The organism is Streptococcus sp. 27098_8_134 (assembly GCF_041431675.1).
GTDB classification, from domain to species: Bacteria; Bacillota; Bacilli; order Lactobacillales; family Streptococcaceae; genus Streptococcus; species Streptococcus sanguinis_R.
The window spans coordinates 312,101-334,259 of sequence record NZ_JAPVYD010000001.1; the positions used below are offsets into that span (position 1 = coordinate 312,101).

At 42.9% G+C, this 22,159-nt stretch carries 22 protein-coding genes; 1 reads left to right on the forward strand and 21 read right to left on the reverse strand.

Annotated elements, in window-relative coordinates; all coding sequences use genetic code 11:
* The first annotated feature begins 134 nt into the window (after nucleotides 1-134).
* Nucleotides 135-1,094: a class 1b ribonucleoside-diphosphate reductase subunit beta gene (gene nrdF / locus O3620_RS01405; protein WP_002919372.1), complete on the forward strand. Its 960-nt coding sequence runs from the start codon at nucleotides 135-137 to the stop codon at nucleotides 1,092-1,094.
* Nucleotides 1,095-1,152: 58 nt separating this feature from the next.
* Here the strand turns inward: nrdF and O3620_RS01410 are convergent, their stop codons facing one another.
* From O3620_RS01410 to O3620_RS01510, 21 genes are all read right to left on the reverse strand, one after another.
* Nucleotides 1,153-1,458, reverse strand: a complete 306-nt coding sequence (locus O3620_RS01410; protein WP_002900763.1) for a hypothetical protein — start codon at nucleotides 1,456-1,458, stop codon at nucleotides 1,153-1,155.
* 77 nt (nucleotides 1,459-1,535) lie between these two features.
* Nucleotides 1,536-2,150 (reverse strand): DUF6287 domain-containing protein, encoded by a 615-nt coding sequence (locus O3620_RS01415; protein WP_002904134.1) that lies wholly within the window; start codon nucleotides 2,148-2,150, stop codon nucleotides 1,536-1,538.
* Nucleotides 2,151-2,221: 71 nt separating this feature from the next.
* Nucleotides 2,222-3,157: an XRE family transcriptional regulator gene (locus O3620_RS01420; protein WP_002919373.1), complete on the reverse strand. Its 936-nt coding sequence runs from the start codon at nucleotides 3,155-3,157 to the stop codon at nucleotides 2,222-2,224.
* 354 nt (nucleotides 3,158-3,511) lie between these two features.
* Nucleotides 3,512-4,429 carry a diacylglycerol kinase family protein gene (locus tag O3620_RS01425; protein WP_002919374.1) on the reverse strand — a complete coding sequence of 306 codons (918 nt, stop codon included), beginning with the start codon at nucleotides 4,427-4,429 and terminating at the stop codon, nucleotides 3,512-3,514.
* A 161-nt stretch (nucleotides 4,430-4,590) separates the two neighbouring features.
* Nucleotides 4,591-5,244: a CPBP family intramembrane glutamic endopeptidase gene (locus O3620_RS01430; RefSeq protein ID WP_002919375.1), complete on the reverse strand. Its 654-nt coding sequence runs from the start codon at nucleotides 5,242-5,244 to the stop codon at nucleotides 4,591-4,593.
* A 21-nt stretch (nucleotides 5,245-5,265) separates the two neighbouring features.
* The gene (locus O3620_RS01435; RefSeq protein ID WP_002919376.1) at nucleotides 5,266-5,967 is read right to left on the reverse strand and encodes a CPBP family intramembrane glutamic endopeptidase; all 702 of its coding nucleotides are present in this window, start codon (nucleotides 5,965-5,967) and stop codon (nucleotides 5,266-5,268) included.
* The gene (locus O3620_RS01440) at nucleotides 5,964-6,506 is read right to left on the reverse strand and encodes a DUF3267 domain-containing protein (RefSeq protein WP_002919377.1); all 543 of its coding nucleotides are present in this window, start codon (nucleotides 6,504-6,506) and stop codon (nucleotides 5,964-5,966) included. Before O3620_RS01440 ends, O3620_RS01435 begins: the two co-directional genes overlap by 4 nt.
* 28 nt (nucleotides 6,507-6,534) lie before the next feature.
* Nucleotides 6,535-7,299 carry a DUF3169 family protein gene (locus O3620_RS01445; RefSeq protein ID WP_002919378.1) on the reverse strand — a complete coding sequence of 255 codons (765 nt, stop codon included), beginning with the start codon at nucleotides 7,297-7,299 and terminating at the stop codon, nucleotides 6,535-6,537.
* 97 nt (nucleotides 7,300-7,396) lie between these two features.
* Nucleotides 7,397-7,606: a helix-turn-helix transcriptional regulator gene (locus O3620_RS01450; protein WP_009659847.1), complete on the reverse strand. Its 210-nt coding sequence runs from the start codon at nucleotides 7,604-7,606 to the stop codon at nucleotides 7,397-7,399.
* A gap of 156 nt (nucleotides 7,607-7,762) precedes the next feature.
* Nucleotides 7,763-8,905 carry an acetylornithine transaminase gene (locus tag O3620_RS01455; protein WP_002919380.1) on the reverse strand — a complete coding sequence of 381 codons (1,143 nt, stop codon included), beginning with the start codon at nucleotides 8,903-8,905 and terminating at the stop codon, nucleotides 7,763-7,765.
* Nucleotides 8,906-8,907: 2 nt separating this feature from the next.
* Nucleotides 8,908-9,645, reverse strand: coding sequence for an acetylglutamate kinase (argB, locus tag O3620_RS01460; RefSeq protein ID WP_002919381.1), 738 nt, complete (start codon nucleotides 9,643-9,645; stop codon nucleotides 8,908-8,910).
* Between the two features lie 11 nt (nucleotides 9,646-9,656).
* Complete coding sequence (gene argJ / locus O3620_RS01465; RefSeq protein ID WP_002919382.1) at nucleotides 9,657-10,850, reverse strand: bifunctional glutamate N-acetyltransferase/amino-acid acetyltransferase ArgJ; 1,194 nt, start codon at nucleotides 10,848-10,850, stop codon at nucleotides 9,657-9,659.
* Nucleotides 10,851-10,867: 17 nt separating this feature from the next.
* Complete coding sequence (gene argC / locus O3620_RS01470; RefSeq protein WP_002919383.1) at nucleotides 10,868-11,890, reverse strand: N-acetyl-gamma-glutamyl-phosphate reductase; 1,023 nt, start codon at nucleotides 11,888-11,890, stop codon at nucleotides 10,868-10,870.
* A 241-nt stretch (nucleotides 11,891-12,131) separates the two neighbouring features.
* Nucleotides 12,132-14,750, reverse strand: coding sequence for an alanine--tRNA ligase (gene alaS, locus O3620_RS01475; RefSeq protein ID WP_002919384.1), 2,619 nt, complete (start codon nucleotides 14,748-14,750; stop codon nucleotides 12,132-12,134).
* Nucleotides 14,751-14,788: 38 nt separating this feature from the next.
* Complete coding sequence (locus tag O3620_RS01480; RefSeq protein ID WP_002919385.1) at nucleotides 14,789-15,370, reverse strand: LURP-one-related/scramblase family protein; 582 nt, start codon at nucleotides 15,368-15,370, stop codon at nucleotides 14,789-14,791.
* A gap of 140 nt (nucleotides 15,371-15,510) precedes the next feature.
* Nucleotides 15,511-16,518 carry a peptidylprolyl isomerase PrsA gene (gene prsA / locus O3620_RS01485; protein ID WP_002919386.1) on the reverse strand — a complete coding sequence of 336 codons (1,008 nt, stop codon included), beginning with the start codon at nucleotides 16,516-16,518 and terminating at the stop codon, nucleotides 15,511-15,513.
* A gap of 113 nt (nucleotides 16,519-16,631) precedes the next feature.
* The gene (locus tag O3620_RS01490) at nucleotides 16,632-17,315 is read right to left on the reverse strand and encodes an O-methyltransferase (RefSeq protein WP_002919388.1); all 684 of its coding nucleotides are present in this window, start codon (nucleotides 17,313-17,315) and stop codon (nucleotides 16,632-16,634) included.
* A gap of 1 nt (nucleotide 17,316) precedes the next feature.
* Nucleotides 17,317-19,119 (reverse strand): oligoendopeptidase F, encoded by a 1,803-nt coding sequence (gene pepF / locus O3620_RS01495; RefSeq protein WP_032912971.1) that lies wholly within the window; start codon nucleotides 19,117-19,119, stop codon nucleotides 17,317-17,319.
* Nucleotides 19,120-19,309: 190 nt separating this feature from the next.
* Complete coding sequence (locus O3620_RS01500) at nucleotides 19,310-19,696, reverse strand: DUF1310 family protein (RefSeq protein ID WP_032912045.1); 387 nt, start codon at nucleotides 19,694-19,696, stop codon at nucleotides 19,310-19,312.
* 170 nt (nucleotides 19,697-19,866) lie between these two features.
* Nucleotides 19,867-20,817 carry a competence protein CoiA gene (locus O3620_RS01505; protein WP_125376569.1) on the reverse strand — a complete coding sequence of 317 codons (951 nt, stop codon included), beginning with the start codon at nucleotides 20,815-20,817 and terminating at the stop codon, nucleotides 19,867-19,869.
* A gap of 115 nt (nucleotides 20,818-20,932) precedes the next feature.
* Nucleotides 20,933-22,102 carry an MFS transporter gene (locus O3620_RS01510; RefSeq protein WP_002919392.1) on the reverse strand — a complete coding sequence of 390 codons (1,170 nt, stop codon included), beginning with the start codon at nucleotides 22,100-22,102 and terminating at the stop codon, nucleotides 20,933-20,935.
* Nucleotides 22,103-22,159 lie beyond the last annotated feature (57 nt).

Here is a 22,159-nt window from a genome sequence, read left to right on the forward strand (position 1 = left end):
AGGAAATTCGACCATGTCACAATTTTACCTTCCCCATCATTGACAGGAAGGTAAAATCGTGGAGTATTGGGGTAGTATCCAAGAAGTGATAGCTGATACCCCATCAGGTCGTACCATCTACTAAAGGAGAAAGAATGCAAACTTACTACAAAGCCATTAACTGGAACGCTATCGAAGATGTCATCGATAAGTCCACCTGGGAAAAACTGACTGAGCAATTTTGGCTGGATACGCGGATTCCCTTATCCAATGACCTGGATGACTGGAGAAAGCTGTCCCACAAGGAAAAAGACCTAGTCGGCAAGGTCTTCGGTGGCCTGACCCTGCTGGATACCCTCCAGTCTGAGTCTGGTGTGGATGCCCTGCGCAAGGATGTCCGCACAGCCCACGAAGAAGCTGTCTTCAACAACATCCAATTTATGGAGTCCGTTCACGCCAAGTCCTACTCTTCTATCTTTTCTACGCTCAACACCAAGTCAGAAATCGATGAAATCTTTGACTGGACCAACACCAATCCATACCTGCAAAAGAAAGCTGAGATTATCAATGAGATTTACCTGAACGGTACAGCTCTGGAAAAGAAAATAGCCAGCGTTTTCTTGGAAACCTTCCTCTTCTACTCTGGTTTCTTCACTCCGCTCTACTATCTGGGTAATAACAAACTGGCCAACGTTGCTGAAATTATCAAGCTAATTATCCGTGACGAGTCTGTCCATGGAACCTATATCGGCTACAAGTTCCAGCTAGGTTTTAACGAATTGCCAGAAGACGAGCAAGAAAAACTCAAAGAATGGATGTACGACCTGCTCTACACCCTCTATGAAAATGAAGAAGGCTATACTGAAAGCCTGTATGACACAGTCGGCTGGACCGAAGAAGTCAAGACCTTCCTGCGCTACAATGCCAACAAGGCTCTGATGAATCTGGGACAGGATCCCCTCTTCCCAGACTCAGCGGACGATGTCAACCCTATCGTCATGAACGGTATCTCAACCGGCACTTCCAACCATGATTTCTTCTCCCAAGTAGGTAACGGCTACCTGCTAGGCGAAGTTGAAGCCATGCAGGATGACGACTATAATTACGGTTTATAAGACAAAGACCCCCTCTTTCCAAAATACGGAAAGAGGGGGTCTTTGACTGACTATTAATCTATTGACTATCATAGATATATTCTTCCAGATGTTCTGCGACTGTAATCTCAACTCCAACATCAGATGTTAGATAAATCACGGTACAGTCATGAGCTGGGACAATAGGAAATAAAAAGGGCTTCATATTTTGATAAATTCTATACATCCGCCTTTGACTCGTTGGATTTTCAAGATAAAGCTTGCTGTCACCACCAGAAAAGTCAGCTGGCAGAAGGGCATAATAAGCTACCAAAGCTCCATTTTCATCCAATACTCTAGTCTTATTTAAATCCTCAGCTATTTTTTTCATCATTAAAGTAGCCATCTTTTCCTCCCTTCATGTTTTTTATCCAAATAAAGGTGGAGCTAGGAACATCATCCCTAACTCCACTTATGCAGTCACTAATTAGATACGCGATAATACGGATGCTGGGAAGCAGTGATAGCATCTTGTCCAACTCGAATCTGTGCTTTAGGATTCTCGTTTCCAGTATCAGGCAAAACAGCTCCTTCTGGAATTACTAAAAAGGTTGCGCTACTGCTACCAGCAGTATAAGCAAGAGTAGATACATAACTACCATCGCTTACTTGACCTTTTAGTAAAGTATAATCGCTGGATTCTTTTCCATTCAGAGTATGAGAAACGACCCCTTGATTATTCAATACTATCGCATCCCCCAAATCATTTTGCCAAGTACCGGCTACAGTCGAAAAATCTCCTGCTGCCAAAGCATTGACATCGATACCCGCTGCTGGAGTGGCTGGGTCTTTCGTGTCAGACTTTGTTTCATTTTTAGGCTGAGCTTCAGAAGATACTGACGCTGCATCAGTTTCATCTGGGCTAGCTGATGGAACAGCTTTCGCTTCAGACTTAGAATCTGATTTAGAAGTTTGAACTGTTTGGCTAGAGCTACTACTTTGAGATGTTTGCTTGTCCTGCTGTTTACTGCAAGCACCAAGCAAGATAATGGAAGAAGTGAGTGCAGTCGCAAGAAACATTAATTTTGCGTTTTTCATAAAAGGACCTCCTTTAGGTTTGCCTAATTATAACACGAAAGATTTTGCCAATACAGGACATCCATGTCCTGCTAGCCTTGATGATAGAGCCGAAGTTCTTTATTCCATTCCTCAGCCATTTTTTTAGATAGGAAAGTATGACCTAACAATTTTGCCAGCGTCAGTCCCTCTTCATAGTATTGTTGTGCCTTTTTCTCGTCCTTGTGTACAAAAAGCTCATATTCTCCCTCTAACATTCTTATCAGCGGTTTCTTTTGATAATCCTCTGTCAATTCCATAATTACATTAAGTTTGTTGAGTGTATCTTTTGTATAAATGAACTCTTTTCGCTCGCACTCAATACCTGGGATTGTCAGTAAAGCATCCCGCATGAGAAAGAGATATTCATTTGGAATATAGTCAACTGACTGCAGTAATCGCTGAGCGATTCTTGCATATAATTCCTTATCAAACTTAGCTGACCTAATCTCCTCTTCATCTCCCACATAGATCTGATAGAGCTGAATATAGAGCAAATCATTTACATCATAATGCTTTTTACTCTGTAAATCATCCAAATGTTGGGCAAAGAGAGTCATTCCATATTTCTGGAAATTCTCAGAAGTATAGGTATAAATCTTTGACTGCAAAATAACCATTATATTCTGCTCAGCTTCTGGCAAATCATCATAATAAACTTCAAAGATCTCATCTATGATATGCTCCAATTCAGATAAGACTTCGGGATTGCCATAAGTGGTCGTCCGAATCAGCTTATACTTCAAACGCTGGTAATCAGCAGGTAGAGCTACATCTTCTTTTTTGTTTCCTATCAAGGTTGCCAAATCGACCTCTAGACAGGAAGCCAGATATTCTAAAGTAGAGAGAGTCGGCTGGGAAATGCCTGACTCCAAACGCGTTAACTGCCGTATAGAAAGCTTTGACTCATCACCACACAGATGTTCCTTAGTCCAGCCCTTATTTAATCGAAGCTGTTTCAAATGCTGTCCAAATTCTTTTCCTTGCATCGCCAATTCCCCTCCCAAATAAATCAGGAAACTTTTGATTATGTTATCATGTTATTCTAGATTTATTATAGCATAACTGGAGAGATTTTACTAATAAAATTCCAAAAAGATTACTTCCTTTTCTCAGTGATGAAATCTACCTAACTGATGCAACAGTTAGGTAGAGCGGAGCTATTGAGACCTTAGGCTCAATAGCTAGTCATGGAACTCTGCAGGAGGTCGCTGACGTCCGCCATCACTTGAGAAAAGGATGTAAATCTAAAAATTAGTATATTACAAGTATTAAAGGACCCCAAACTTAAAAGTTTGGAGTCCTTCTACCATATTCTTTTTTTTAAACCTAAACACAAAAAACTAGCAATACACATTCAAATGAGATGGCAGGACACGAATCGTCACTGGCAATTGGTCGCCCTCATCTCCGTCAACGTTGACACTAAGCTCAGCATCAGCATCAGCCAACTCAACTGTGATTTCCTTAAAGGTCAAGTACTCGATATTATCACTTTCTTCTCCATTGCCAGAAATCAAATCCGGCACAGAAACCAAGGTGTCCAAGAGATTTTTATCCTTAAGGTACAAGAGATGCAGCAAGCCGTCATTGACAGTGGCTTCAGGGAGAATGCTCTCGAAACCTCCGATTGAGTTGGTAGAGCCAATCAAGAGTGTGCTGCTCTTTATTGTACGCTCTTCTCCATCAATGTTCAAGTGAAATTCGTAAAAACTAGTATCCATCAACTGCTTGAAGCCAGAGATAAAGTAGGCAAACTTACCCCACTTGGTCTTGTCTTCAGAATCTACATTATTGATCGACTCTGGAATGGTTCCAATAGCAACCACATTCATAAAGTACTGGTCATTAATCTTGCCGATATCAAGTGGCTTGACTTTGTTGATATCCAGATTTTGGATGGCTTCTTCAGCGTCTAGAGGAATGCCGAGAGCACGCGCCAAGTCATTGACCGTACCAAGTGGAAAGAAACCAAAGGTCGGACGATAGTCTAGTTCAGCCAGACCACTGATCCCTTCATTGACTGTTCCATCGCCGCCCATGACAAAGACGCTATCATAATGGTCTTCTGCGGCTTGCTTAGCAAAAGCTGTTGCGTCTCCGCCTTTTTCAGTATGCTTGACTACTACCTCATCGAAACATTCAGCCAGCTTTTCCCTTGCCAAGTCTTCATAGGACTTGGCTTTTTCGCCTCCCGAGCTAGGATTGACAATTAATAGGACTTTAGACATAAGGAAACCTCTTTTCATTTGATAGCTCATTATACCATCTGGAAAACACTTTCACAAATATTTGAAACTATGACTTTTCTATGCAGAAGAAAATCAACTTGGTATTTCGAATTGATTCCACAGAAAAACACTTCTTGCGTTAGATTTTTCTGTCTAACTTTAGAAGTGCTGTCTTATATTTAGTTTTTCTATTAAAAGAAGACAATGAGAACAAAGGCAATGAGGTTATTGGCCAAATGTAGCCCCATTGAGTAACGTAGGTCCTTCTTAGCTAGATAGCCTAGGCCAAAGATAGCTCCCAAGATGAAGTAGACCAGAAACTGGACTAGATTGCCCGGCATGTGCAGCAGAGAGAAAAAGCTGGCAGATACAGTTAAATAGAGCAGGATTTTCGCCAAGCTATTTTGGTCGGGAAAGAGAAACTTAGCCAAAAATCCTCGTGTTAGCAACTCTTCAAGAATAGGAGCAAAGATTACCATGTATAGGAAGGCAAAAGCTGGCTGCTGCTGAATCAACTGTACAGCAGTGTTCTGATTGGCAGAAGATTCAATAGGAACGAGCTGCTGGAAGATGATAAAAGCAAGCAAGAGGACAGTGGGAAGCCAGATAGAACTAGTCAGCTTGGTGCTTTTGATTTCCAGTTTCAAATCTTGCTGGTACCATTTCCACATGGCAAAAGAATAGAGACTTGCAAGTATGACAAAAATCGGCAAAATCAATAGTTGAGAAGATCCCCCTGTCAGAGAACCTATAGTGAAAACAACTATAGTCGAAAAAATATAGAAATAGGCCAAGAGAACAAGTATATAAAGACCAAAATTAGTAAAGAAAGTTTTTAATTTCATAGTGATTCCTTATAGATTGATTTACTTAAACATGGCTAGCAGCAGTATTATAGCCATGGGGAGATTGTTCAGGATATGAACCAACATGGAATCTTTTATATTCCCCCGACGAGCATAGGATAAATAAAGAACCAGTCCAAGTGCAAAATAAATTGGGAACTCTGTCAATTGGGTGATATGAGGCAGAGTGAAGACCACAGAAGTCACAATAGCAGGCAAAACCTTTTGATTATTTTTGAAAAAGAAGGCAGTACCAAAACCACGGAAAATTAATTCTTCCATGATAGGAGCGATAAAGGCAATCGTTGCAACAAAGAGCAAGGCAAAAAAGATATGCTGCGAAGACATCATTCCCCCTAGCCCTTGTATGGCACTGTCATTACTGGTCTGGGAATTGCCGCTCAGGATGAGATTGAGATAAACACCGACAATAGCAGCCACTCTGGCAAGGAAAAAGAATAGAAAAGCAAAACCGATGTCCTTGCCAGACAGTTTGAATTTCTTCTTTTCTTCAGGCACACGCTTCTGATAACGCTGCCATAAGCTACGAAAAATCAGGAAAACTAAAATCAGATACAAGGCTACCAATAAGATTTCTGCATATATAGGTAAACTCTTCCCGAGCCTTAAGAATAGCATCGGAGCAACATTTATAAGGAGGCTAAGAGCAATTAAGCCTATCCATTTTACAAGTCCTAAAGCAGTTGATTTGAAGTTGTTCATTTTGTATTCTCCTTTTGATAAATATTGATACCGACTTCCGTATCCTCAACAGCAATATCTCCCTTCTGCCGAAGAATAGCGACAGCGAGGAAAAAATCTCCTGCACAGCCGGCTGCATGGAAGCTAGCAAGGACGATATAAGAAGCCGCAGTCAGAATATGCAAGCCATAGATCAAAGTCAGGGCTAGGCTAATCAGAAAGAAAGGTGCCAGGATAATGACGAGCATCCTTTTCCGACTGTAACGACTGCCTGGGCTGGTCGCATAGGCCATGCCGCTCTTAAAACCAAACTTGACCTTGGTATTTTCATCTCCCAAGACCTTGAAGAAAAAGCCATGGATCAGCTCATGGATGACCATTAGAACAAGGAGGTAGAGTAAGTCAAAAAAATGAAAAACTTCGCTGCCCTTGCCATACATCAGAATGGCAATCCAGGTAAAGAGAGCTAGAAAAGGGAAGATCAGCAACACTGCCGTTATATTCAGAGCCAGATTGACCTTTTTATTATGGATAAAATCAAGTTCTTTCAATAGTTTCATAATTTCCGCCTTTCATCGGGAAATAAGCTTATTTGAAATATTTTCTTACCATTGGATAATACATAAGATTGATATAGATATGGATTACCACTAGGATGACAAAACCGGAAACGACATTGAAGGGGGTGAAAGTTCCCACTATCCCTAAAACAATATAGAGGATTGGCAGAAGTCTCTGATTTACATTGAAGAGAATAAGATAGCACTGTTCATAATTGGCTTGCAGCTCTGACTCATCATAAGAGAGCACAAATTCTTTTATTTCCTCAGTAGTCGGAAAGGCTGATAGCTTATAGTGCCGCACCTTCTGAACTGTCTTTAAAAAGACAACTTGCAAAATAATATAAAGAAAGGCAATCGCATAATCTATAAAACTCCACTGAAGAGGGCTCTTATGATTAGTAATATTTCCAATAAAAACAACTCCAACTAAAATCGTAAAAAGAACGATAGCACTGCTGATATTAAAGACAATAGTCGCATATTCCAGATTTTTAAAGGTTAGCCGGTACCATTCATAATTCTTATCCTCATCTGCTTCTTTTTCATAGGCTTCATTGTATTTACGAGTCCGATAAATCAAGAAAAAGACCAAGGGATAGAGGATGATAAGGCTGGCCCTACCTAGCTGGCGCAGCAGTTGAACAGAAAAAATAGTCGACCAACTGATGTTTTTTAGCAGACCAGTTTCAGAAAACAAAATAGACAGACCACCTATTAAAGCTCCAGCTAGAAATATAAGGACATTATATAAAACTCTTTTCTGTGTAGATATACGTTTTTGCTCTTTCACGACTTCTTCTCCTTTATTTTTTTACAATAGATGATACAAGAATGCTGAGGCTGAAGGACTGTTTTAGCTCCTGTTGAAATGAATCTTAATTGGTTCTTCATTCTGCTTCCTCCACCAGCCGAAAGACATTCTCAACGTTTTCATTGAAAATATGGGCAATCTTAAGGGCAATCACAATCGACGGGGTATATTCGCCTCTCTCTATAAGGCTGATTGTCTGCCTGGAAACACCGGCCAGCTTAGCCAGTTCTGTCTGGTTGAGACCGTCACGCGCCCTCAACTCCTTGAGTCGATTTCTAAGCTGCATCATAAACTCCTTATTTATTATTCTCCCTTGGATAAAATTATTGTAACAGATTTTTTTCTTTTTGACAAGTATATTTGTCAAAAAAATAATAATAGTTGTCAAATTTGCTATTATCATAGACAAAAAAGAATCCAGCTCAAACTGAATCCTTTTCCTTTATTCATCTAATTCTGAAAATACTTCTTTTAAAATAGCAATACCCTGCTGAATTTCTTCCCTGCTGATAGTCAAAGGCGGCAGGAGACGGATAACATTTTCTCCGGCTGTCAGGATAATCAAGCCCTTTTGACGAGCGGCTTCAACAATCCTTGACAGACTGGCGCTTGTTTCAATCCCAATCATCATGCCCAGACCGCGAACAGCAGAAATCTTTGGATGGTCCTTAAAAGCAAGCTGCAGCTGCTCCAGTAAGATGGCACTCTTAGACCTGACTTCTTCCATAAATCCCGTCTCTTTCATGATATTCAAGGTCTCCAAGGCAGTTGCCATGGATAATTTATTGCCACCAAAGGTAGAACCATGACTGCCAGGTCCAAAAGCGGGAGCCAAGCTGGATTTTCCTAATAGAGCTCCTGCGGGCAGGCCATTGGCCAGGCCCTTAGCTAGAGTCACAATATCCGGTATAATCCCATAATGCTCAAAGGAATAAAGCTGACCCGTGCGCCCCATACCTGTCTGTACCTCATCAACAATTAGCAAAAGCCCCTCTTGTTGGCAAAAATCAGCCAAGTCTTTGACAAAAGCTGCTTCTGCTGGACGAACTCCTGATTCTCCTTGGACCAATTCCAGCATGACAGCTGCCGTATCCTGATTGACCAAGTCTTCTACGCTGGCCAAATCATTGTAAACCGCATAGCTGAAATGGGGAACCCCATCACCAAATCCTTCCTTAATCTTATCCTGTCCTGTTGCGGCCATAGCGCCAAAGGTCCGACCATGAAAGGATTGCTGAAAAGTTATAATGCCTTGCTTGCCAGTAGCTTTGCGGGCTAGCTTAATAGCTGCTTCATTGGCTTCTGCTCCGCTATTACAGAAAAAAGCCAAATAATCATAAGAACCTGCCAACTCTTGTGCCACCTGCTCTTGCAGAGAGCTAAGATAGAGATTAGGACTGTGCCAGATGCGCCCTGCTTGCTGGATCAAAGCCTGCTGGACCTGCGGGTGAAAGCCAAGATTGGTTACACCAATACCCGATGAAAAGTCCAAATAAGCCTTTCCCTCACTGTCAATCAGATAGGAGCCCTCTGCTTTAACAAACTCAATAGGCGCCCGCTTGTAGTTTTCAAATAAATAAGTCATCGTTATCCCTCTGCTATCAAGGTGCCCGTCAAAAGATTATCGCCAATCAAAACCTGCCCGACACCGGAAAGCACAGTCTGAACAGCACTCTCAATCTTGGGAATCATGCCACCCTTGATGACACCTGTCTGAATCTTCTTGGAAACCTGACTGGTCAGAAGTTGAGGCAGGACCTTTTTGTCCTCCAGAACCCCTTCTATATCTGTCATTAGGATTAGCTTCTCTGCCTGCAAGCTGCTAGCAACTGCCGCAGCTAGATAGTCTGCATTGATATTTAAGAGATCGCCAGTTGCATTTTCCCCCAGCGAAGCCAGCACCGGGACTATGTCCGCAGCCAGCAGCTGCTCTAGATAGGCAGTTTGAATCTCCTTCACCTGACCGACATAGCCATAGAGGTCTTTATCGATAAAATCTGCCGAAACTGTCTTCCCCAAATGTGAAACCAGCTGAAGGCTTTCAATATCTGAGTCGTTCAGTTCTTGTGTCAGCGTTCGGCCAACTTGATCAAGCAAGGCCTGCTCAATAATGGGTAAGTCAGACTTAGCTGTCACCCGTAACCCCTTAACCTTACGAGTAGGCAGCTGGCGCTCTTTCATGAGTTGGTTTATGACCAGACCGCCCCCGTGAACGACCACGATTTTCTTACCAGCTGCTACCCACGCTTGCATTTGCTTGATAAACTTAGTAGACAGCTTTTGCGCAGCAACACCGCCAATTTTTATAACAATCACATCTTTCATTGCATTTCTCCTTAGGTTCTATAGAGGGCATTGATTTTCACATAATCATAGGACAAATCGCAGCCCCAGGCCTGAGCTTCAGCGGCCCCATCGTGCAGGTCAATGGTCAAGGTCAGCAGTTCCCCAGCCATGGCATCACTTGTCTCCTCGGGGTCAAAAGCCACAGGGCTAGAAGCCTGCATGACTGGAATCCCCTCAATCCAAATATCAATATTGTCCACTGAGACATCTGCTCTCGCATAGCCGATAGCTGCTAAGATACGACCCCAATTGGGATCTTGACCAAAAATGGCGGTTTTAACCAAGCTAGAGCCAACAACACTCTTGGCAATCATACGGCCACTCTGTTCATCCTTGGCATGCCGAACATTGACTTCAATCAGCTTGGTCGCTCCCTCGCCATCCTTGGCAATTTTCTTAGCCAAGTCAGCCATAAGATAGCGGAGCATTTTGGAAAACTTTTCAAATTCTTCCGTATCCGGCAGAATTTCTTCGTTTTGTCGGCAGCCGTTTGCCATGACTAGCACCATGTCATTGGTTGATGTATCTCCATCCACCGTGATTTGGTTGAAAGTTGTCTCCACATGCTGGCTGAGAGCCGCTTGTAGAGTATCACTAGAAATATTAGCGTCACAGGTGATAAAGGCCAGCATGGTCGCCATATTCGGATGAATCATGCCCGATCCCTTAGCCACCCCTGCCATCGTCACCAGGTCTGTTCCAAACTCTTCTGTGACTACACAGGTCTTGGTGCAAGTATCTGTCGTCAAGATAGCCTCAGCAAAATCTTCTGACTTGCCACTCACCAGAATTTGTGACAGACCATTTTTCAGAGCATCCATTGGAAGCTGCTCGCCGATGACTCCTGTAGAAGCCAGACCTACCAAGTCGGGCTCAATCTTCAGCTTTTGAGCAGTCAATCGCTGCATCTCACAGGCGGCGTCCAGTCCCTGCTGGCCTGTACAGGAATTGGCAACACCAGAATTTACAACTATTGCCTGCAATTTCTGGCTCTTTTGGATTGATGCTTTAGTCACTAGAAGCGGAGCAGCAATGACCTTATTAGTTGTATAGACTCCTGCCACACTGGCCGGCACTTCTGATACAATCCAGCCAAAATCCAACTTCTTTTTCTTAAAGCCAGCGTGTAAACCGTCAGCCGAAAAGCCTAGCGGACTGGCAATCGTTCCATCAATAGTTTTCATATCTAACCCTTTCTCATCTAGACATAGGACGGTTGACTGAGCAGACCATCTGTTTCAGGAAAGCCCAGCATCAGATTCATATTTTGAACCGCCTGACCAGCAGCCCCTTTGATCAGGTTATCCAGCACAGCTACTACAGTTAAAATATTTGTCACAGGATTATAGTCGAAACCAATATCTGTATAATTAGTACCGACAATCTGGTGCAGATTCGGCAGAGCAGCTTGGATACGGACAAAAGGCTTTTCCTGATAGCATTCTTGGTAAATAGCAGTCAGTTCTTCCCGAGTCAGAGGCTCTTTTAACTTGCTGTAAACCGTCGCTACGATGCCACGATTGAGTGGAATAAGGGAAGTTGAAAACTGAATCTGCTGCAATCCCTCATCAAAACGCTGTAACTGCTGCACAATCTCCGGAATATGCTGATGCTGATTCAGCTTGTAAGTCACATAGTTATCGTGCACATGAACAAAATGACTGGATGCAGCTGGATTTTTCCCCGCCCCTGTCAAGCCACTTTTAGCATCGACAATAATAGAGTCCAGCTCAATAGCCTGAGCCTGCAGCAAGGGAATCAAGGCCAACTCTGTAGCCGTCGCATAACAACCAGGATTGGCAATAAATCGCTTCCCTCTGACATCTGTAAACTCAGACAGTCCATAAATAAACTCTTTTTGAACATGGTCTTCAGTTGGCTCTTTCTGATACCATTTTTTATAAATATTCCCTGGCAAACGATGATCGCCAGATAGGTCAATGACTGGAAATCCTGCTTCTACAAAGTCTTTTGACAAATCTTTAGCCACTCCGCTTGACGTTGCAAAGAAAACAAGATCTGCTCGTCGCATAATTTCTTGACTGTCAAAAGCTTCTATTTTCAGGTCGCAAATCCCCTTCAAATGAGGATAAAACTCTGACACAGGAGCCTCCATATCTTGGCTGGCATGAAGGGAAACGACTTCTGCCTTCGGATGTTGCAGTAAAATACGGAGGAGTTCCATTCCTGAGTAACCAGTAATTCCTACAATCGAAATTCGCATATTTTTAAAACACCTCCGTATAAATATGCGTTTTATTTTACTCGTATATTTTCCCTTTGTCAAGTATTTTCTGTATTTTTATGCAATATTTTTGAAAATATCATTATTTATTCTAAAACAATTCATAATTTCTTGCCGAAAAGTAGCCTATTTGCTTCTCATATAGAGAAGTAAGAGAGCTAAGAGTACAAAAAAAGATCTGCCCAAAGAGCAGACCTTTTCATCTATCTGTTATCTAATATTACAACTTCTCAGCAACTGCTGCTAGCAGGTCTGGAATAGCTGATTGCTTGCTGCCGCCGGCCATAGCCATGTCTGGCTTACCGCCGCCTCGACCATCTACAATCGGTGCCAATTCCTTAATCAGATTACCAGCATGGATGTCCTTGGTCTTGCTGGCTGCAAGAACATTGACCTTGTCACCAATTGCTGCGACCAGTATAAGAACATCTGAATAGTCCTTCTGCTTCCAAGTGTCCGCAAAGGTACGCAGGGCACCTGCATCAGAAACAGAGACCTGACTAGCAATAAAGCTATGTCCATTTGCTTCTTGAACATTCTTGAAGACTTCACCAGAGGCCGCTGCTGCTGCCTTTTCCTTGAGCTCTGCATTCTCTTTTTGGAGTTGACGTAGCTGCTCTTGCAACGCTTCTACCTTGTGAGGCACTTCCTTGATTTGCGGTGCCTTAAGGGTTGCTGCGATAGCCTTGAGCGCCTCCTCTTCCTCACGATAGGCTGTGAAAGCTTCCTTGCTGGTGACCGCCAAGATACGACGAGTTCCGGATCCGATCCCCTCTTCTTTGACAATCTTGAAAATACCGATTTCAGAAGTGTTGCCTACGTGCGTTCCTCCGCAAAGCTCGACAGAGTAGTCACCGATGGTTACGACGCGAACTTCTTTACCATACTTTTCGCCAAAGAGCGCCATGGCACCCATTTTCTTAGCTGTGTCAATATCTGTCTCTACTGTCTCAATGGCAAGGGCTTCCCAGATTTTCTCATTGACTTCTTGCTCAATAGCACGCAGCTCTTCTGCTGTCACTGCTTGGAAATGCGTAAAGTCAAAGCGCAGGAATTCTACTTCGTTCAGAGAGCCTGCTTGGGTTGCATGGTTACCAAGAACATTATGCAGGGCTGCATGTAAGAGGTGAGTCGCCGTATGGTTCTTCATAACACGGTGGCGACGGCTGTGGTCAATTTCCAGTTTATAGCTTTGACCCAGAGCCAGAGGATCCAAGACTTCTACAGTATGCAGTGGCTGACCATTTGGTGCCTTTTGCACATCCGTAACTTGCGCTACCAAATTGCCTGCTCCATCAAAGATTTGACCGTGGTCGGCTACCTGACCACCCATTTCTGCATAGAATGGCGTTTCAGCAAAGATGAGGGCAGCTGTTCCTGTCTCAACAGACTCTACTGCCGCATCATCCGCCACGATAGCAAGGAGTTCAGCTGTCAACTCTTCTTTTTCGTAGTTAAAGGCACTCTCTACGGTGATGGCCTGCAGGGTTTCATTTTGCATGCCCATTGAGCCGCCCTTGATGACAGAAGCACGCGCCCGATCCTGCTGCTCTTTCATAGCCGCTTCAAAGCCAGCACGGTCCACAGTCATGCCTGCTTCTTCAGCAATTTCTTCAGTCAACTCCAGCGGGAAACCGTAAGTATCGTAGAGTTTGAAGGCATCTTGACCAGCAATAACAGTTTGTCCCTTAGCTTTCAAATCTGCCACAATTGTTTCTGCAAAGTGTTGACCAGAGTGCAGAGTACGAGCAAAAGATTCTTCCTCACTCTTGATAATCTTTTCGATAAAGTCTTGCTTTTCAAGAACTTCTGGGTAGTAGCTTTCCATAATCTTGCCCACTGTTGGAACCAGTTTGTAAAGGAAAGGCTCATTGATCCCCAGCTTTTGACCATGCATTGAAGCACGACGGAGTAGACGACGAAGGACATAGCCACGGCCTTCATTTCCAGGAAGAGCCCCATCACCAATGGCAAAGGAGAGCGAGCGGATATGGTCTGCGATAACCTTGAAACTCATATTGTCGCCATCTTGGTCATAGACCTTGCCAGACAGTTTTTCTACTTCGCGAATGATTGGCATAAAGAGGTCGGTCTCAAAGTTGGTCTTAGCTCCTTGGATAACAGCGACCAAACGCTCCAAACCAGCGCCCGTATCAATGTTCTTATGTGGCAATTCCTTGTACTCGCTACGAGGTATAGCAGGGTCTGCGTTAAATTGTGACAAAACGATATTCCAGATTTCGATATAGCGATCGTTTTCAATATCTTCTTCTAAGAGACGGACCCCAATATTTTCTGGATCAAAAGCCTCACCCCGGTCAAAGAAAATCTCTGTATCCGGCCCAGAAGGTCCCGCACCGATTTCCCAGAAATTATCTTCAATCGGAATCAAATGACTAGGCTCAACGCCCATAGCAATCCAGCGGTTGTAAGAGTCCTTGTCATCTGGATAGTAGGTCATGTAGAGCTTATCTTTAGGGAAATCAAACCACTCAGGGCTAGTCAAAAGCTCGTAAGCCCACTCAATCGCTTCATCACGGAAGTAATCACCGATAGAGAAGTTGCCCAGCATTTCAAACATGGTATGGTGGCGGGCAGTCTTTCCAACATTTTCAATATCGTTGGTCCGAATGGCCTTTTGAGCATTGGTAATCCGAGGATTCTCTGGAATAATGGTTCCGTCAAAGTATTTCTTGAGGGTTGCTACACCAGAGTTAATCCAGAGCAAGGTTGGATCGTTGACCGGCACCAAGCTGACAGATGGTTCTACTGCATGACCTTTAGTTGCCCAAAAATCTAGCCACATTTGACGAACCTGAGCACTTGACATTTGTTTCATTTATTTTTCTCCTTAATTTTTTTCTAAAAATAATTGCATTATGACGACGAACTTTCCAGCATTTCGACATAATCAATAGCGACACAGAGGGAAATCACCAAATCTGAATAAGTCTCCTCATAGACACTCACCTGATAAGTAGAGGTTAGATGGAAGAGTTCCTTGGTAATCTCTGCAACGACTTGATTGCTGTCATCCAGCAGACGAAAGTTTAAATCCCAGATATTCCCTTCAACTCGAAGACCCAAATTATCAAATTTATACTTATCACGCAAAAAAGAGAATTTCTTACGGATATAAAAGCTATGCCCGCTGCTGAGTTTGATTTCAAACTGGGGCAGGAGGGTTATAAGGGTCTTGGTAATCTGACTGACGATTTGACCCTGACTATCATAGATAGTAAAGGTCTTAGGAATCTGGAAGAAAGAGCCTTCCACTTGGTAATCCACATTTCCTCGATCGTCCTTGATATCAAAGCGTTCGCCGCCTAAGCGAAATTTCTGTTTGACAAGATAGGTTTTCATTATATTACCTCCACAGTCAACATAAAAGACAAGCTCCTTGTCTGAAGGGCGAAAAACCGCGGTACCACCTTCATTCAATGAACTTGTCATTCTCATTTCGTATTCTATTTTTCAAGATGAGTAGCATGATTCTCCGTCTCAGATGGCTCGCAGCACCGCCAATTCTCTGAACTAAGAACTTGAAAAATCAATTCTCACCAGTCTTATTATACTTGCTTATTCTCTTTTCGTCAACCTTATTCTGCGGCTGAGGATGAAGCTTCTGCTGAACTGCTTTCAGCTGCTGAGCTAGACTCAGATGTCTTTGAGCTGCTGGCAGCACTTGATGAAGAAGTTGAAGAGCCTGTCGTTTCGATATACTGAGCAAAGACAGATTGGAATGCACTATCCTTAACCTTGATGTTGGCATCTTTCAGCTCTTTCGCCACAACGCTTTGGATAAAGCTAGTATCTTTTTCTTTTTGCGCAATGATAATCTTTTTCAGCTTGTCTTTGTAGTCTTTCCAGTTAGAAGATTTCTCAGACTTCTTGACCAGCTTAACAATATAGTAGCTTGCTGAGTACTGTGAATCTGGCACTGTCACAAGGTCTGAAACGCCATTTTCTTCCAAAGCAAAGGCAGCTTTTTTGACAGCATCTGGAACATCAGTAGAGCCAGAGTCAAACTTGATTTCTCCGCCTTTTTCCTTAGTGGTAGCATCGGTAGAGTTTTCCTTAGCGATTTGACTGAAGTCTGCTCCTTCTGCTTTAGCTTTTTCGAGAACTTCCTTACCTTTGTCTTCGCTGTCAACCTTGATGATTTGAGCCGTTACTTCTGGCGTGTAGTTTTCAAAGGCGGCCTTGTAGTTTTCGTCAGTCAGCTCTTTTTCAGCAGCCTTCTTAACAGCATGCTCTACCAGCATATTGGTGCGGATTTGCTCCTTGTAGGCATCTTCGGTCAATCCGTTTTGAGCCAAGACTTGGGCAAAAGCTGTACCGTAAGCAGTTTTAGACTTTTCAAAAGCATCCTTAACATCCTTGTCTTTGACATCTTTGCCGTATTTTTCTTCAAAGATGTCTTTGATAGCCATCTGCAGCAAGACCTGCTGAGCAGCACCATTGTTTTTCACTTGATCGTAGAATTCATTGACAGTAATCGTGTTTCCTTTCATGGTCACGATATCCTTGCCTTCTGAGTTAGAACATGCTGCTAATACAGCGACTGACAAGAGTGTCACAGCTCCTGCAAATATTTTTTTCTTCATTTTATATTGACTCCTTATTCTTAAAAGTTCACTTTTTCTATTGTAGCACAAATTTGAATTGATATCTTAAATTTTACTAAAAATTTTTGGAAATTAGGAAAAAATCAGAGATGTCATTTTTTTCTAATCATAAGCAGCCCATCTCCTAAGGGAAGCAGACTCGCAGTCAAATCTGGATTGTCCAGAGTTGCGTCAAAAAGGCTATGCAGTCCTCGGTAAATAGCCCGTTGGCCACGCTTAATGTCCTCAAAAGGCTTGGCAACATCGCCGCCTTGAAAAACATCATCAATGAGAATCAGCCCACCAGGATTGAGGCGCTTGAGGACTTGGGGCAGAAAGACTACATACTTGGACTTGGCAGAGTCCATAAAGACAAAGTCGTAAGAATCCTCTAACGTCTCAAGTAAATCCACCGCATCGCCTTCCAGCAGGGTAATCTGCTGACGGCTGTCATACTTGGCAAAATTAGCCTTGGCAAGCTCAATCATCTCTGGATTGCGATCAATAGTCGTAATCTGGGCCTGAGGAGCATGTTCTGCCATCAAAAGGGCCGAAAATCCAATAGCCGTCCCGATTTCTAAAATCTTCTCAGGCTGCAGGCTTTCGAGTAGCAGGCGGAAGTAAGCCACTGTCTCATGGGGAATCACGGGCACATTTTCAGCTCTGGCAAAATCCTCCAATTCCTTGAGGCCACCAGTGACCGGCTGGAGACGCTGTCTCATAAAGTCCACAATCTCTTCTTTGACCACTGGCCGACGCATATTGGGATTAGAGTTTTGATTATAAGTCTCAACCATCTTATGCCAGTCCCAACTTCTTGACCAAGACTTCGAATTCGTCCAAGCGACGCTCAAAAACAGCAAAAGCAGCATTTAGGTAGTCTTCTTTCTCCATATCCACACCTGCTTTTTTGATGACATTGAGTGGGTAGTCAGAGTTCCCAGCTTTGAGATAGTCCAGATACTTATCCTTGTCTTCCTGACTGCCATGGACAATCTTTTCAGCCAAGGCAGAAGCCGCTGAAAATCCTGTCGAATATTGGAAAACATAGTAATCATAGTAGAAATGCGGAATCCGAGCCCACTCGTACTGAATCTGTGGATTATCTTCTTTTTTCAGTCCATAGTATTTCTCGTTCAAGTCAGCGTAGAGCTCATTGAGAAACTCGCTGGTCAAAACTTGACCTTCTTGGTCAGCCTTGTGGATAGCATGCTCAAACTCAGCAAACTGGGTTTGACGGAAGACGGTTCCTCGGAAGCCATCTAAGAAGTGATTGAGAATAGCAAAGCGGGTAGCATCGTCCTCTACTTCCTCCAAGAGCTTCTCTGTCAGGATATTTTCATTAGTCGTTGAAGCAATCTCAGCTAGGAAGATAGAGTAGTCTCCATAGACATAAGGCTGGGTCTCACGAGTATAGCTGGAGTGCATACTGTGGCCTGTCTCATGCACCAAGGTAAAGAGATTATCCAGCGTGTCCTGCCAGTTGAGCAACATAAAAGCATTGGTATCATAAGAACCGCCTGAGTATGCTCCTGAGCGCTTGCCTTGATTTTCATGAACATCAATCCAGCGCTCTGAAAAAGCTGTCTTCACTCGGCTCAAATAATCCTCACCCAGAATAGCCAAAACTTCCTCAGACTTAGCCAAGGCTTCCTCATAAGTGAACTTGTAGTCTGTCTCTGACAAAGGTGTGTACATATCATACATCTTCAAGTCAGAAATGCCTAAAATCTTCGCTCGCAAAGCAATATAACGCTGCAAAAGAGGCAAATGCTTATTGACAGCTGAAACTAGGCTGTCATAAACACTTTCTGGAATAAAGTCAGCTGACAAAGCCGCTTCACGGGCAGATGAGAACTTACGGACTTTCGCATTGTAATTGTGAACCTTGACATTGGTCTGCAAAGTCTTAGCATAGGTATGCTGATACTGCTCGTATACGCTGTAGAGAGCCTCGTAAGCTTCCTTACGGACTTCTCGATTTTTAGACTCGACTAAGGTGATATAGTTACCGTGGCTAAGCTGAACTTCATTTCCATCTTCGTCATGCACCATGGGAAAGACGATATCTGCATTATCCAAGATAGCAAAGGTTTCGCCCGCTGCACCAAAAATTTCACCAGCACCAGCCAGTAGCTCCTCTTCGCGCTGTGTCAGGATGTGGGCTTTCTTTTTCAAAAGCTTGTCAAAATAATGCTGGTAAAGTTGCAAGGCTGGCTGCTCAGACAAGAAAGCTTGGTACTGCACTTCTGTAATCGCCATAAATTCGGGCTCGTAGAAGGCAAAGCTTTGACCAAAATCGCTGTAAAGAGTCATGCCTCTAGCCTGATACTCTTGGTACTTAGCCACACGTGTATCCTGGTCATTCTTCATATGAGCATAAGAATAAAGCTTTTCAATACGACGCATCAAGTCCAGTTGCACTTCAGTCGTTGTTAAGAGACTGTCCGCTGAATCCAGCAAATGCCCAGCCAGACCAGCTGCTTTCTTCACTTCTTCTGAAACCTGCGCCAACTCCGCTTCAAAAGCTTCATCTGTTGGGAAAATGGTACTCAAATCCCAAGTATATTTTTCTTCAATTTCATTTCTTTGTTTTGCCATAAAAAAATCCTCCGACTCCCCTATTCTATCACAAAATTCCACTTTTTATAAAACTCAAGTACCAAAATCACATAGTAGCTAGGCAGACAGACTTAATTAATAAAAAAATCTTTGGACCTAATTCCTGACCAAAGAAAAATTAGATTCCAAAGAGTTCGTTTTTTCTTATCACTTACTGCTTTATCATATGTCATTCTCCCCTCAACTTCTTTGCAAGCTCACCAGAAATTACATAGCCAGTATGTTCTAGCTTCCCATCAGACTCTTCCATCAATGTTGTGGTAATTGTTAATTCCGGGTCATCGTTTATTATAAGCTCAACTATTAAGCCACCCATTGGATTATATTTAAGATTTTTTTCATTTATTGTATATTTTTTTATTATCCCCTTTTCTGTCAGTGCTTCAGGATCTTTCTTCCTTAACATTTCCTCAATTAACTTTTTAGATTTCTGACTCTCCGCAATCTGAATCATTTCTTCTTTTTCTGACCGACTATTTAGCATGCTGCATCCTCCTAAAAACATAGCTGAACTGAGCATAATGATACTCAGAAAAATAATAACTATTTTCTTCATGATACCACCTTTCACTTCTCATATTTTCTAAAGCTAGCTGAATTAGCACGATTTAGAATTTTTAACTATCTAACTTATTACTTTATTATATTATACAGGATTCTCAAATATTCTAAAACTGAAAGGATAGCTAAAAATTTATGGCTTCATCAATGAGAAACTAACGATACTTAGCATTTTTCTCTTATCATCTCATAAAAAGCCGGTGAATAAACAATTTGCAGATTTTTTTGCTGGAGATTGGCATAATAGTTCTCAAACTGCTGGTAATAGCCAGTCAGGTCAGTAGTTATCTGACTGAAGGAGGTAGCTTGTATTGGCCGAACCTGCGGATAGAAATCCTCTGCAGTCTTAGTCAGGAGATTATCTCCAGCTTGATAGAGCTTGGCCTGCAGCCGCATCCATCTAGGTTGCTGGTAATAAAGCTGACGGCGGATATAGTTGCAGATCTGCGGATCTTGCTGGGCCAGAAAGCTGTTCATCTCCTGCTTTTGAAAGGGCAAACGCAAAATGTCCAAAAGCTGGCCGTGACCAAAGGGAAAGTTCTTAGTCTTGTGCTGGACTTTTCCATGCAGATCTTCGTGAATCAGGTATTGGAGACGCAGAACTTGCTTTTCTTGATCCAGCTCCCAAAGATGAAAGCCCATATTTTTACTAAAATAGAGAAAATCCTTCTGCAGGCGGGTTAGGGAATCCTTGAGCCAAAGTTTTCGCCCCAAAAGCCAGAGAACCTGATAACCATGCTGGCGGTAAGAAAGCGTCCGTTCCTGCAGCCGTTCTATACTTAGGGGACTGCACTGGACTTCAAGCGCCAGTTTTTCATCAACCAGTAGATCAGCAATCTGCTGCAGAGCAGGCAAAAAAGCCTCCACCTCAACTTCTTCTGTCTGGACAGCCCAGCGAAAAAGCTCCGCCTTAAGGTTCAGGTGCTCAGCGCTCTCATTTTCCCTGTAAAAACGACACTCTTCTAGCGAAATATGCGCAAAATGCGGCTGCATAACCTTCCCTTTTTTAAAACGAACTGCCCCTGAACAAGCGGGGCAGACGAAATCGGCCCCCTTCTCAATCTTCTCCTCCAGAGCATTACACAAAAGCCCCTTATGATTTCGCGCCACAAACATATCCAGCCCCCTCTAAAATTTCTCTCATTTACTAAAATATTCGCAAAAAGAAAAGAGAAAAGATCTACATCATCAAAAAACGAGTCGAGAGAACATCTCTCCGACTCGTTTTTCATTATCCAAATAATTGATTTCCTTTTCGTTCTGGCAATTTTAGAAAGAGGGCCAGCAGGCAGACTAGACAGATAACTGCTGCTAGAAATAGGTTCATTCCTTCGTAACCCCAACTGTCCAGAAAATGGCCGGCCAGATTTTGAATGAGAATAGTGCCCAGACTGCGGGCTGTCTGGACCAGAGCAATGGCAGTTACCAGATATTTTTCATCAACCAGACTGGCTACGATTTTCAAGGTCACCATAATCAAAACCATGCCCGTCACGTGCTTGGAAAAAAGAGTCATCCCGATTTTCGAAATCAAACCTAGATCCAAGGCATAAACGCTGTACTGGAGAAAGATGATTCCCAAACAGATATAAAGAAGCTTCTTCATCGAAATCTTGTCCATAAAGAGATAGGAATAAAAGATAAAAGGCGCTTCAACCAGAACTGATAGGGCAACAACAGTCGAAGCCATATCCACCTCTAAGCCACTATGCTGTAGCATGGCAGGGATATAGGTATGACCAGTATTCCCCACTCCAGAGTAAAGGGCGACCAAAAGCAGGTAAAAGAGATAGGTTTTGTTGGTCAAGAGCTTCCCCAGACCTGTCTGCTTGCGGGTATTCCTGCTTTCTAGGGCTGCTCGGTCGTGCTTGGGCTGGATTCCCAAAAGTCCTATGCTGCTGATAAGCATCATGCCAATAAAGACTGGGAAAATAGCCTGCGGTGCGACTCTTTGATAGATCAATCCTGCCAGCTGAGAGCCTAAAGCATAGCCAATGGTTCCCCAAATCCGAATCTTACCATAAGTATAAGGACTTTGAGCTGCCAGAACATCCATGACTGGATTGACCCCGTTAACCAGCATGAGGACCAGACTATACCAGACCAGTAACTGCCAAAGCTGAGTCGCTTTCATGAAAAATACAGCCCCAACCATCATAACTAGAAAGCTAAAAAGGAAGATCTTTTTAATCCCCAAAGCATCGCTGAGAATCCCAAACAGCGGCTGAGCCAACATGGAAGCAAAGAAGGAAGCTGACACTACCATAGATACTTGGGCATTAGAATAGCCTAAGTCCTGCATATAGACTGATATCAGAGTCGAAAAAAGAGAATAGGCTAGAAAGAAAAAATTAAAGAGTAAAAAATGAGCTAGATAGCTGTTGTGAAACTTTTTTAGCATGAAAATCTCCTTAAAACAGAAAGAAAACTCAGCAAAAGAACTGAGTTTTAGCTTGGA

What these genes read in the sequence shown, in the direction of transcription:
- nrdF (WP_002919372.1), top strand. Translation starts at nt 135, where the DNA reads ATGCAAACTTACTACAAAGCCATTAACTGGAACGCTATCGAAGATGTC.
- O3620_RS01410 (WP_002900763.1), bottom strand. Translation starts at nt 1,458, where the DNA reads ATGGCTACTTTAATGATGAAAAAAATAGCTGAGGATTTAAATAAGACT.
- O3620_RS01415 (WP_002904134.1), bottom strand. Translation starts at nt 2,150, where the DNA reads ATGAAAAACGCAAAATTAATGTTTCTTGCGACTGCACTCACTTCTTCC.
- O3620_RS01420 (WP_002919373.1), bottom strand. Translation starts at nt 3,157, where the DNA reads ATGCAAGGAAAAGAATTTGGACAGCATTTGAAACAGCTTCGATTAAAT.
- O3620_RS01425 (WP_002919374.1), bottom strand. Translation starts at nt 4,429, where the DNA reads ATGAGCTATCAAATGAAAAGAGGTTTCCTTATGTCTAAAGTCCTATTA.
- O3620_RS01430 (WP_002919375.1), bottom strand. Translation starts at nt 5,244, where the DNA reads ATGAAATTAAAAACTTTCTTTACTAATTTTGGTCTTTATATACTTGTT.
- O3620_RS01435 (WP_002919376.1), bottom strand. Translation starts at nt 5,967, where the DNA reads ATGAACAACTTCAAATCAACTGCTTTAGGACTTGTAAAATGGATAGGC.
- O3620_RS01440 (WP_002919377.1), bottom strand. Translation starts at nt 6,506, where the DNA reads ATGAAACTATTGAAAGAACTTGATTTTATCCATAATAAAAAGGTCAAT.
- O3620_RS01450 (WP_009659847.1), bottom strand. Translation starts at nt 7,606, where the DNA reads ATGCAGCTTAGAAATCGACTCAAGGAGTTGAGGGCGCGTGACGGTCTC.
- O3620_RS01455 (WP_002919380.1), bottom strand. Translation starts at nt 8,905, where the DNA reads ATGACTTATTTATTTGAAAACTACAAGCGGGCGCCTATTGAGTTTGTT.
- argB (WP_002919381.1), bottom strand. Translation starts at nt 9,645, where the DNA reads ATGAAAGATGTGATTGTTATAAAAATTGGCGGTGTTGCTGCGCAAAAG.
- argJ (WP_002919382.1), bottom strand. Translation starts at nt 10,850, where the DNA reads ATGAAAACTATTGATGGAACGATTGCCAGTCCGCTAGGCTTTTCGGCT.
- argC (WP_002919383.1), bottom strand. Translation starts at nt 11,890, where the DNA reads ATGCGAATTTCGATTGTAGGAATTACTGGTTACTCAGGAATGGAACTC.
- alaS (WP_002919384.1), bottom strand. Translation starts at nt 14,750, where the DNA reads ATGAAACAAATGTCAAGTGCTCAGGTTCGTCAAATGTGGCTAGATTTT.
- O3620_RS01480 (WP_002919385.1), bottom strand. Translation starts at nt 15,370, where the DNA reads ATGAGAATGACAAGTTCATTGAATGAAGGTGGTACCGCGGTTTTTCGC.
- prsA (WP_002919386.1), bottom strand. Translation starts at nt 16,518, where the DNA reads ATGAAGAAAAAAATATTTGCAGGAGCTGTGACACTCTTGTCAGTCGCT.
- O3620_RS01490 (WP_002919388.1), bottom strand. Translation starts at nt 17,315, where the DNA reads ATGGTTGAGACTTATAATCAAAACTCTAATCCCAATATGCGTCGGCCA.
- pepF (WP_032912971.1), bottom strand. Translation starts at nt 19,119, where the DNA reads ATGGCAAAACAAAGAAATGAAATTGAAGAAAAATATACTTGGGATTTG.
- O3620_RS01500 (WP_032912045.1), bottom strand. Translation starts at nt 19,696, where the DNA reads ATGAAGAAAATAGTTATTATTTTTCTGAGTATCATTATGCTCAGTTCA.
- O3620_RS01505 (WP_125376569.1), bottom strand. Translation starts at nt 20,817, where the DNA reads ATGTTTGTGGCGCGAAATCATAAGGGGCTTTTGTGTAATGCTCTGGAG.
- O3620_RS01510 (WP_002919392.1), bottom strand. Translation starts at nt 22,102, where the DNA reads ATGCTAAAAAAGTTTCACAACAGCTATCTAGCTCATTTTTTACTCTTT.